The organism is Dolichospermum sp. UHCC 0352 (assembly GCF_009711925.1).
In the GTDB taxonomy this organism is placed as follows: domain Bacteria; phylum Cyanobacteriota; class Cyanobacteriia; order Cyanobacteriales; family Nostocaceae; genus Dolichospermum; species Dolichospermum lemmermannii.
In genome coordinates, this window is sequence record NZ_VIKY01000223.1 from 1 (window position 1) to 11,917 (window position 11,917).

Annotated in this window: 10 protein-coding genes; 2 read left to right on the forward strand and 8 right to left on the reverse strand. The window is 35.2% G+C overall.

Annotated elements, in window-relative coordinates:
• The coding region (locus FJR06_RS15790; RefSeq protein ID WP_217359787.1) for a hypothetical protein at positions 1-1,320 on the forward strand (1,320 nt) is incomplete at its 5' end.
• 10 nt (positions 1,321-1,330) lie between these two features.
• Positions 1,331-2,398, forward strand: coding sequence for an ATP-binding protein (locus FJR06_RS15795; protein WP_015080970.1), 1,068 nt, complete (start codon positions 1,331-1,333; stop codon positions 2,396-2,398).
• Positions 2,399-2,504: 106 nt separating this feature from the next.
• Here the strand turns inward: FJR06_RS15795 and FJR06_RS15800 are convergent, their stop codons facing one another.
• From FJR06_RS15800 to FJR06_RS15835, 8 genes are all read right to left on the reverse strand, one after another.
• Positions 2,505-3,359 (reverse strand): EndoU domain-containing protein, encoded by an 855-nt coding sequence (locus tag FJR06_RS15800; protein WP_015080969.1) that lies wholly within the window; start codon positions 3,357-3,359, stop codon positions 2,505-2,507.
• 104 nt (positions 3,360-3,463) lie between these two features.
• On the reverse strand, positions 3,464-4,516 hold the full coding sequence (locus FJR06_RS15805) for a J domain-containing protein (RefSeq protein WP_015080968.1): 1,053 nt from the start codon (positions 4,514-4,516) through the stop codon (positions 3,464-3,466).
• A 62-nt stretch (positions 4,517-4,578) separates the two neighbouring features.
• Positions 4,579-5,652, reverse strand: a complete 1,074-nt coding sequence (locus FJR06_RS15810) for a pentapeptide repeat-containing protein (RefSeq protein WP_015080967.1) — start codon at positions 5,650-5,652, stop codon at positions 4,579-4,581.
• 108 nt (positions 5,653-5,760) lie between these two features.
• A complete protein-coding gene (locus FJR06_RS15815; RefSeq protein ID WP_015080966.1) occupies positions 5,761-6,153 on the reverse strand; it encodes a hypothetical protein in 393 nt (130 codons plus the stop codon).
• Positions 6,154-6,297: 144 nt separating this feature from the next.
• Complete coding sequence (hpnK, locus tag FJR06_RS15820) at positions 6,298-7,137, reverse strand: hopanoid biosynthesis-associated protein HpnK (protein WP_015080965.1); 840 nt, start codon at positions 7,135-7,137, stop codon at positions 6,298-6,300.
• A gap of 150 nt (positions 7,138-7,287) precedes the next feature.
• A complete protein-coding gene (gene hpnJ, locus FJR06_RS15825) occupies positions 7,288-8,721 on the reverse strand; it encodes a hopanoid biosynthesis associated radical SAM protein HpnJ (protein ID WP_015080964.1) in 1,434 nt (477 codons plus the stop codon).
• 230 nt (positions 8,722-8,951) lie between these two features.
• Positions 8,952-9,782 carry a squalene/phytoene synthase family protein gene (locus FJR06_RS15830; RefSeq protein WP_015080963.1) on the reverse strand — a complete coding sequence of 277 codons (831 nt, stop codon included), beginning with the start codon at positions 9,780-9,782 and terminating at the stop codon, positions 8,952-8,954.
• Positions 9,783-10,396: 614 nt separating this feature from the next.
• Positions 10,397-11,773, reverse strand: a complete 1,377-nt coding sequence (locus FJR06_RS15835) for a DUF697 domain-containing protein (RefSeq protein WP_083881477.1) — start codon at positions 11,771-11,773, stop codon at positions 10,397-10,399.
• Between the last annotated feature and the right edge of the window lie 144 nt (positions 11,774-11,917).

Below are 11,917 nucleotides of genomic sequence, written 5' to 3' on the forward strand. Positions count from 1 at the left end.
AACTCTACTACATCAGCCCTCTCTCTTCATCCTCTTTTTTTGGCTACAGTATTGATAGTATTAGGGTTTTCTTGGACAAGTGCAACATCTTTAGGTTTAGATCCAAATATAAGATTTAGGTGGGAAAAATTGATAACAGACAAAATGGAATTAGTTACAATCAGTCAGCTTTTAGATGCAGAACCTAAAAATTGCATTGAAATTTTTAAAAAATGGTTAAAAGAGAAACGAAATAAATCTCAAGAATTAAAAAAAATACAACAATTAGAAGACTGGATTTTAAATAAATATTCTGCTTTCCCATGGTTACTTAGAAGGTTATTAACTAAATTTTGTAATCCTCCGTTAGATTCTAATTTTCCTATAAAAACACAAGATATTCATAAATTGGTGATTAATATGCTTGAAAGTGATTTAAAGAAGAATTTACAACTCAGAGAACGTCAATGTTTAGAGAAAATAGCCAATTTTGAGTCTAATATATTGGAATCTTATGAAAAAGAAATACAAGTTTTAATAGAGAAAAACTTGATTATTGAATCTGATACTGAATACATAGTTAGAGATGATATTTTGCGTGAGTATATTTTAAACAAGGACATTACATTACCAGATTTGAGTATAACTTACATCCCTAAACGTCCTGTAGATTCTATATTAAAGGTATTCCGTTTACTGGAAACGGAAATAACTAAGGAGCAATTAATCAATAAACTGCTCGAACATAATCTGATAAAAACAGAAAATAAATCTCAATCTAGAAATAAAAGAAATAAAAATAACACTAAACCTGAGAATATTGATAATGTTAATAATATTATTAGCGATTTACGTCATTTTTTCCAGGTTGAATATGATACAAAAACCAAATCAATTAAAATCAAAAAAGATTTATTAGATAAAGATGATAATGAAATCTCAGATTATTTAAGAGAACAATTGGAAGAACATCTAGTTATTAAAGAAATCTGTAAAAATAAACATAAAATTAAGACTGGAGAATATTTTAAAAAGGATATGCTTAAAGACTTATTAAAAACATTATATTCTAGTGAATCTCTTCAAGATGAAGATGAATATGAAGATATTGAACTCCCATTATTAACAATATCTACTAAAAAGACTAAAAAGAAGGTACAGAAAAGGGATAAATTTGACCATTATACTAGCAGATTACTTTCTTGGTTTCGTTTTGCAGGAATAATTGAACGACAAATTGAACAATATGAAGATTCAATATTGTTAATACCTACTAATCGTCCTGGTAAAGAAAAAGGTAAGATAAAAAATGCTAAACATCAACAGTTAGAATTGCTTTGAAAGGTGACAGATGAATAGTTTATCTTTCTCTGCTTCAGCAAAGAGTGAAAATTTTGTTGGTCGTGATTTTGTCTTCACTGCTATTAATAATTTTCTCCACCGTTACCCCAAGGGTTATTTCACCATTGTCGGTGTTCCCGGTAGCGGTAAAAGTGCCATTCTTGCCCAATTTGTGCGCCAAAATCCCCATACTATTTATTACAATGCCCAAATTGCTGGTAAAAATCGAGTTGAGGCATTTTTTCCAGAGGTTTGTACACAGTTAAATTTATTGTTAGAGAATTTATCTAGCACCCCTCCCCAACCTTCCCCGCAAACGATGACGGAGATAGGATTTATCAATGCACATGAGGGAAGTTGGTTATTTTCTACTTTATTGCAACAAGTCAGCGAGAATTTACCAGATCAGAAAATAATTATTGTGATTGATGGTTTGGATGGAATTGATATAAATAGTCAAGCTGTAGGCACGAATTTATTTTATCTACCGCGATATTTACCGGATCAAATTTATTTTATTTTCGCTCGTCGTCCCTATCAAAAATCCCATAGTGGCTTGTTAATTGAAGCACCTTCACAGATTTTAGATTTAGCAGATTATCCGGTGGAAAATCGGGAGGATATTAAAGCATATATTCGGAAGAAACGAACCGCAGAGACGCAGAGTTCGCAGAGAAATATAATTGAATTAATTAATGAAAATGAAGATAATTTTATGTATGTGCAGGAAGTTTTAAAAGCTATGGCTGATGGTTTTTATTCTGTCAATAATTTTGAGCAAATTCCCCCAGATTTAGAAAGTTATTATCAGCAACATTGGCAAAAGATGCAAGGTGATGGTTTATCTGATGTTGCGATGGATATTTTGCGGGTTTTAACTGCTGAAGAAACTCAACCAATGTCAACGGTAGCTATTAGTAAAATTATCAAGGCTGATGTTTTTGATGTGGCGGAAATTATGGAAACTTGGTTAGAATTTCTGCAAGAAATACACACAAATAAGGAAACTAAATATCAATTATATCATCACAGTTTCCGGTTATATCTTCATGATTACAGCACTTTGCGTAACATTTAAATACAATAATTAAAGGAATAATTTGCAAAATCAAGATGAAACCTGTCTCACTCGCGCAAAGTGCTGTATATCATTTTAGTTTTCCTGGTTTATTAATTGAAAGTTACTAAACCTGACATTCTGGATTTTTTTGATAATCAGGAGTAGCATCAGGATAAAAGGTACGAATACCACCTTTTTTAGCAACAAAAACATTAACAAATGTTTTGTTGTCATCAGTTACAGTCAGCAAACAAGCTTTAGATGTAGGTTCTGAATTGGGGTTATTTTTGTATGCTTTCGCTGCAATTGTTAAAATCTCTTCTGCATTGAGGGTGTAACCATATCCTTTTAGTGGATCATTCACAGTGCTTCCACCAACTTTCATTCTCACACCAAAGGAATAAACAGCACCTGGTTTAACTTCAGATGTACTCACAGACTTGGGTAAAATTCCAGCAATACGTTTATTTTGTAAATCCAAATAACGTCCAGCAAAATGTAAACCACCAATTTTATTTTTTTCTGGTTCACCACAAAAAACATGATCAAATCCTTTAGCATTAAACCAAAGATTAGTTAGATCTTCCAGAAATTCTTGATTAGAAGTTCTTTTGGGAAAAATATAACCCCCAAGATTATTTTTAATATTGCTGAAAACATCGGGAAAACTGTTAAACATGGTTTTAAAACTAGCGGGTTTAACTACTGTTCCCACTTCTCGACACAGTTGATTAACTGCTATATCAAACTTATTCAACACAGGAGGGGGAGGAGTTAAATCTTGTACACCACCAAATTTAACCTTGACAGGATTCTTTGTATTGTCAAAGAAAGGTAAAAATTCCTCTGCACTCACTAAACTGGGACTAAATAGAGTGGTGATGAAAAATAGTTCCGCTGCTAAAATTAAGCACCGAAATTCATGCAAATTTTTACAAATTTGAACATTGATGGTTTTAGACAAGAGGTTTAACATCATTGAAATCTCACTAGTATTTGAGTATTATTGTGAATACTTACACATTACTAATATGAAACTATATAGTAGTGTCAATTATTCTTAATAAATCTTAAAATTATTTGCTAATTAAAATCCATCATCCCCCCAAATTCTTCCATCATTCTTTCCAGTAGTTCTTCCATCATATCCTCTTTCATAGAACGGAGACTTTCTGGTCCTGCGAGAAATTCTTTAATAGTGATCTTTTTATCTTTAAAGTCTTGAACAAAATCACGAATTTCCACAACTATCTTAGTTTGAGCTTGCATGGTTTCCAGCATCAATTCAATACAATCAACACCTTGTTTAGCTGCTTTTTTGTAATCCGCAACCATTGATCCTTCCGGGGTATTTTTTGCTAACCGGAGTTCCTGTTTCAACTTCTCATATTGATTTTTGAGAATTTGATTGTGTTGTTCTATATTTCTACATCTGCGACTTAAATCATCTTCGCTATTATTATCAATTGTTTCTCCGACTTCATATTTACGTTCAATTTCCAAAAGTCGCGCTAAATCTCCATCTTGGTAAGCTTTATTAATTTCCTTCATTATTTCCGTGTGAGTCATTTGGGTTTCATTATCTTTAACCTTATCAGGGTGAAAAATTTCCGCTAACCGCAAAAATGTCTGTCGGATTTTTCTAGATTCATCTGTTCTCGCTACTGTGGGAGATTCTGAATCTTGTTCTGCTTCCCAAAATTGACGACGACGTTGATGATTTTCTTGAGAATCATTATCTTCAAATAGTTCATCTAATTCTTCATCATCATCATCTTCTTCTTCAATAGGTTTATAACTAATAATTCCTCCCATTTGTAAACTTCTGTACAATGATTGGATATTTTTCTGGGTTTGTTTACCCATTTTTTTCGTAGTTAAAATTTCGGCAAACAAAGCATGAATTTCTGCATCTAATTCGGCCATTGTTTTCATATTCGGACTAACTCGATGAAATACCTCTGTCGCTAACGAACGCATTTTTTCGACAAAGTTATTTAATTCTGTCCGCTTTTTCTTAATTTGCTTTAATAGAGATTGGTGTTCTTTCTCTAAACCCGCTAACTGGAGATGTAAGTCAGAAAGAGCTAGGGGAATTACTGTTGTGGAGGATACTGTTTTTGTTTTGCGTACCATAGCAGATGCAATTAAGTTTAGGTTTAATAAAAGAAATACATTTATTATTTTATTATTTTAAGTTAATTTTGACAATAATCAGGGTTCTCAGGTGGTAAATTTAGTTTTATCCTTAGTTCTCGATCATAACAGGCTTTTTCCCAATTTTTTGCAGATTTGACTTGTTCAGCAGTTAGATTTTTAGCTCCAATAAACTTAGCACAAATATATTTTTTAGAACTTGTAGCTTGATCAAAAACAAAAACATCACCGCACATTATAGCATCTTTGAGATTTGTTTTTTCTAAATCTGCTCCTTGAAATTCTGCATCTCTAAGTTCTGCTTCTCCCAAATTAGCTTCAGAAAGATAAGCATTTTGGAACTTAGCTTGTTTAAGATCTGCTTTTTGTAAATTAGCATCAATAAGATTCGTTTCTTGAAAATCTATTTCAGATAAATAAGCAGTATAAAAATTACTTTTATAAAGATTTGCTTTCCTTAAATTACTACATTCTTTTTCACGTTTACATTCTAATATTGAACCTTTAAAACTTGCATTAGCTAGTTGAGCATTTTGCAAATTAATACCACTTAAATCAAATCCATCAAGTTTTAAATCTCGTAACATTTCACCATTTTTATTCAAATGTTCTAAACCAATAATTATACTAACACCTGTAGCTTTTTGCTCAATAGCAGAATTAACCATTAACCAAACTTGTAAAGTTTGAAAATTTGCTTGTTTTTCTCGTTGTGGTGCTTCCCAGTAATATTTAAATACTGCAAAAATTAAACTAATTATAACTCCTTTTTCTAAAGCTGTAATCAGGATTTTTTTAAATAAAACTGCTTTAGGAAATTTTGAACCCCACTCTACCCATTCTTTGAGAATCCACCATTTTGGTGGATATTGGGGAATGAATTTATGATTACAAATATATGTTTCATATAAACGGCGGTAAGTTTCGGTAGATAACCCAACTTTTTCTGCTTCTTTTTCTAACAATGCAAAGTGATATTCACGAGTTAAAGGATCAGAAATTTCTGTAATAATCAAAAATTTTTCTCGCAATTCTTTAACTTCTGCTATTTCTTGCAAATGTAAATGTTTGTCCACTTGAGAACTATTCTGTTGTTTAGATTTATCTGTACTCATTGCTCAAATATATCCTCGTGATTTTTTAAGACTATGCCAAAATTTTAAATGCTAAGAAAGACGTTTTATAAAACGTCTCTACATTATTTTTCACTAGATATCTATTGATTATGGAAAAAGTCTTCGACATCCTTTACAAATTTCTATTTCTCTCTGGGTATTAGCATTACGACAAATATTATCACACTGCCTTTTTAAAGCAGCAAATACTATAGTTGAAGCCGTTGAACTTGAGGGTGCAGTCAAAGTAGCTAACATTAAAGTTGGACTACTTGTTTGTTGTTTGTCAGGAGTAGTAACTTCAAAATCAAATTTGTGATTACCAATACTGTTTGCTGTTGTGTGAAATTCATCATCTATTTCTTCACCGCTTAGTAATTGCGATAAAAGTCGAATAGATTCTTCACCTCGTAAGATGGATTGTGTTAACTCTTTTGCTAACTCTTTATCCTCATCACTTAAATTATCCCATGTAGAGGGGAGTAAAATTTTGTCTGCCATAAGTAGAAATGTAACTGGAATAAATCAGATATACCATAACTAGTATATATCTCTTGTATTATAATAATAATTTTTTTTAAGTAAAATAACATAGGGCAAACAAATGTACTCTTGTTTTTTCAGGTTTTGATTAATACCTTATTATCAATGAGTCATTTTCAGATAATTACTCAACTCAAACCCTTTCAAAGTCAACATTTCTCGCACTTGCTGACTCAACAAAGCCGCTAATTCTACCTCACCACCGTTATTTATCTCGGTATTCACTAAATCAGGATGAGAATAAATTTCTACTAATTCCGCTTCTATTTGTGGTATCAAACCGAGTAAATATTCTTCGCTCATGTCACCAGTTTGTAACAATCCATAAACCCTGTCAGCAAATTTAATTTGATTCGCTTTTAATAAACCTTCTCCATAACGACGTAATTGTCCAAAAACAATAGACCAAATTATTTTAGTGAATAAATTACGGTTATCAATTTTGATGTTTTTGCTTAATTCTTCTGAAGGTAGACGAATAAATTTAATCTTAAATTCCGCGGCAAATTCTGTTAAAATATTCAAAATTACAGGATGTACATGAAGATGTAAATGTCCATCAACATGAGCAAGATTTAAACCAGAATCCCGAAATTTTTCTAATTGAGCAGATATTTCTAACCGCAATTCTGCACGGGTAGCTTGATTAAATTGATAACTTAATCCTGCTTGGGTGGGATTACTGGAAAAGTTACCTTGAGAGTCTACTAAATGGGGAATTTGCGAAGGTGGTAAAACTGATTTACCACAAACTAAAACTAGATGTAACCCAACTGCTAACTGAGGATGATCTTTTGCCAGTGCGATCGCTTCTTGTGCAGCATCACCAGTTACCATTAAACTAGTGCTAGTTAAAATCCCTTCCGCATGGGCTTTAATAATCGCTGAATTTACACCCTGGGAAAACCCGAAATCATCAGCATTAATAATTAAATAAGACATTGGTAAAAAGTGATTGAAATCAAAAAATGTCAGAATCAGGATACCCAGGATTAAAGGATTAACAGGATTAATTAAAAAATACTCAGCAGATAATTCAATTAAATTAAATCCTGAACATCCTTAAATCCTGTAAATCCTGATTCTGACGATTTACCTAGCTAAAGCTTGAGTCCGACGGTCATTCAAATAACCAAAGAACTCCTTACCTTCCCGCAAACGACGCACTAACATTTGTCTATCAGCCAGCATTTCCCGCACAATGGGAATAATCGCTTTGGGACGGAAGTAAAATTTGCGATACATTTTTTCAACCGAATCTTCAATTTCCGCACTAGAAAGACTTGGATATTGCAAAGTTGAAGTTTGAATACCAGAAGTTGCTACTAAAGACTCATTCGCAAACCAACCCTTTTCTCTGGACTGTTCATACAATTCTGTACCAGGATAAGGTGCAGCAATAGAAACTTGAATTGTATGGGGACTTAATTCACAAGCAAAACGAATTGTTTCTTCTACAGTTTCTTTCGTTTCTATCGGCAAACCGATAATAAAAGTTCCATGGACAGTAATACCAAGTTTGTGGCAATTCTTCATGAATTCTCGCGCCACTTCTAGCTTAATACCTTTTTTGATATTATTGAGAACTTCTTGATTACCAGATTCAAAACCTACTAATAACAAGCGTAATCCGTTATCCCGTAAAGTTTTGAGAGTATCATAATCTAAATTAGCACGGGCATTGCAACTCCAAGTTAAATTGAGTCGCTTCATGTGTTTACTAATAGCGATCGCTCGATGTTTGTCAATGGTAAAAGTATCATCATCAAACATATACTCCCGCACCTTGTCCCCAAAGAGAACCTTGGCTTCTTCCATTTCTCTACCTACGGCATCGGGGCTTTTATGACGGTATAAATGTCCGCCAATAGTTTGCGGCCACAAACAAAAAGTACATTTTGCTGGACAACCACGCCCAGTATAAAAAGAAATGTAAGGATGTTGCAAATAGCCAATGAAATATTTACTAATATCTAAATCACGGGCATAAACTGGCAACACACTGGGCATAGCATCCCAGTCATGAATTAAAGGACGTTCTTCCGTTTGGTGGATATTTCCCAACTTATCCCGGTAACTCAAACCCTTGATTTCATCCCAAGGTTTCCCTTCTGCCAATTCTTTACAGGTATAATCGAATTCATTGCGGCAGACAAAATCAATAACCGGATTTTCCCGTAAAGTTGCCTCTGGTAAAACCGCAACGTGCGCCCCTACAAAGCCAATTTGCACATTGGGATTTTGCGCTTTGATCGTTTCTGCACACTTCACATCATTAGCCAAAGAAGGCGTGCTGGTGTGCATAATCACCAATTCGTAATCCTTGGCAATTTTCAGCACATCATCCACTGTCTGCCCATGAGGAGGTGCATCAACTAACCTACTGCCAGGAACTAAAGCCGCAGGTTGTGCTAACCAAGTCGGATACCAAAAAGAAGTAATTTCTCGTTTTGCTTGATACCGCGCCCCCGCACCACCATCAAAACCATCAAAAGAAGGTGGACTCAAAAATAAAGTAGTTTTCATGAATATTTTTCTTGTCAGTTGTTAGTTGTTAGTTGTTAGTTGTTAGTTGTCAACTTAAGCCAACCAGGGAATGAATTCCCTGTCTAAAAGCTAAACTCGGTTAAAACCGACTACTTTGACATAAATAGGATAGTTTTTGATCTTGAGTTAACCAGAGTGCGTTTTAACGCACTTTAGCTTTTAGACCGGAACTTAAGTTCCGGGCGGATTTGTTCCCCATACCCTATTTCCTAACTAGCTTTAGCGTTCACACCCATGAGGTTTTCAATCAGGGAAACAACATCACTACGGCTGAGTTTTTCCTTACCACTAGCTAAAGCATCTAGAGTACCATGAGCTAAAGCCAGAGGAATTTGGCAAAATTGCAAAGCCGGTCCATTTGGCAAAGAGTTCGTATAGGCATCTGCTAAGATGAGATTGCGACGGGCATATTTTTGGAGATGATCATTATCCCAACCTGCTGGGTAAAAATTGACTCCACGAGTTAAATCCTCACCATTGTTTCGCAGAATATTTACTGCTTGCAAACCCCTACCAAATCCTATGGCTTGAGTGCGGTTGCTTTGAGTTCCATCATACCAATTCCATAAATCTGAGAGCAACAAGCCCACAGCACCAGCTACCCCAAAGGTATAACGGTCTAAATCCGCCTCTGTTTCTATTTGCCAATTTCTATCTGCCCAATAAGCCATTCTATCAGCCATTGCGGCTGTTGCATCCCAAATTCGCGGGGCAATGCTTTCAGGTGCTAATATTGACCATTCTCTAATGCGTAAACTGACTTCTTGTAAAGAATTTTCGCAACCTTTAAATCCTACAGAGAAGGCATCCAGCGGAAAACCATCTATTCCCGCTTGCAATGTGAGGCTAATATTCTGCAATAGGCGTTTTTTAGTCCCATTATCCAAATTTGGATCATCTTCAATTTGGTCAAGGGCGCGCATACACAAGTATGCTGATGCCACTGCTTCTTGTAATCCTGATGGTAAAATACTAATTGGGATATAAAAAGTTCTACTAGTGTCTTTAAGGATTTGCAACGCATCTCCACGTAAATCCATTTTGTTCACTCCTCTCTTGATTTGCACACCACACCTAATTTCGGACTTTTCAATAATACTAGATTTAGTCTTGATTAAACCTTAAAAACCATAGACACTCTAGAATTTAATCTAGGAATACATAGTTTATAGTGTCGCATTTAACACAACTTTCCAGCTTATCAAAGCTTAGTACAGTATATAAGGTTTTGGTAACAATAACCTTGTCTACAAGGATAGAGATAAGAACAGCAAAGTTCTTAGGCTGAAGTATTGCAGAAGTGCCAGTAGAGTCACTTATTTTACCAGGATGTGGATTTTATTGTTTAGTATATGATTTTATGATTTAAGCTGTATTGTTCTATAGTTTTTTATTTGTCTGAATCAGGATACTCAGGATTAAAGGATTTACAGGATGTTATTGGATGATTTTTGGTGGGAAGTTGGTGATTTTATTTGTCTTATTAAACTCTCATATTTTCAATTTGAAAATTGATTATTAAATATTAAATGAATATTTAAAATATGACATTTAAAACCAACATCCTGCAAATCCTAAAATCCTGGATATCCTGATTCTGACAATTGAGAGATTCATATCCCCGACTGCTTAAAGAAGTCGGGGATATGGAAGATTAAGCCACAACTTCCACTGGTTTGGCTTCCGGTAACAACCGCTTCACACCTTGCTTGACAAAAGCTTCCAAAACAGCCATTTTTTGATTTTGCTGGAATACAGTTTGCAAAACTTGACGCAGTTTGTCGAGATTTAAAGCACTTCCCGATTCTAAAGCAATTTCTTGCTGTTCAAAATATGCCACTAAACTTAATCCCGCTACTCTTGTCAGGTAAGCAGCACTAACTCCCTCTACCATTCCTCCAGCGACAAAGGTAGCAACATTAGTTTTCAGAATACCCGTTACAGCCCTAGTTGAAAGTTCCACTAAACCTAATTTCAACATCAAACTTCCCATAGTTCCCGCTACTTGTTGCGCTTGTTCCCAGGAAATTTTCTGCTGATAAATATTACCCAAATCTATCACCATTTGAGCAGTAATCGCCGCAGTTGCGAGAATATCTAAAGCTGGTACGGGATTAGCAAAAGCTGCCGCCGCTGCAATCCATTGATATTGTTCTATAAAAGGTGTGGCTTGATCTCTTCTCACACCATTTAAACAATTTTTGGCTTCGGCTTTGAGTAATAATACCTTGCGATTTGTGGTATTACAAACTAGCTGTTCTCCTTGCTGTCCCACAACCGCTGCTAATTGTTGTGTTAATTGCTGGATATCTGGCGTTGGTTGTTCCATCCATTCTTGGCAAGAACCATCTTCTTCATGTTTCCGCACTTTCACAGGTACGGGAGAAGCCGCAGTCGCAACTACATTTGCACCAATGCGCTGTTTTAATGATTGAAAAACTGTAGCGCGTTCATCAGGTTGATATTGATCTTGTTTGTTGAAAACCAGCAAACTTGGTTGTTTTGTGGCTTTTAGCTGTTGTAAAACCTGAAATTCTGAATCTGTTAAATCACCGTTGGTCAGAAATAAGACAAAATCAGATTTCTGCATTTCCGATAAAGTGACAACATCAGAATTTTCACCAGCTACGGAAAATAAAGGCGCTGTTTCCGCAAAATGCAAAGACATTCCCGGAATAGTTGGGGCAGTTTTTAGAACTTCAATAACTGTACTTTTACCTACAGATTTACCACCAGTAACGGCCAGGTTAATTTCCTTTCTATCCAGTTCTAAGGGCAATTTAGCGAGATTTTCGCGGAGAATTGCTAGGTGAGGATGATTGACTGCTTCTTGTGCCAGTTGATTAATTATTACTTGGGTTTGAGCGATCGCTTTATCCACATCTGCCCGATTGACAACTATATCATTTAGCTGTTCACCTAATTGGGGCTGATTTTTATTGAACAACCACAAACCCCCACCGACAGCCAAAGCACTCAGGAGTCCGAATTCTCCCACTTGCACCATTGAATCATGCCAACTGTCTAACATCCACAGGGAGAACGATAGTCCTAGTCCTCCCACTAAAATCGGTCGCTGTAACTTCACAATTGTGATTCTCCACGCGAGGAAAAAGCTTTTACCTCACTTTAGCTTAACCGACAGAAGCCCCACGCTCACTATACCGGAGCGTGG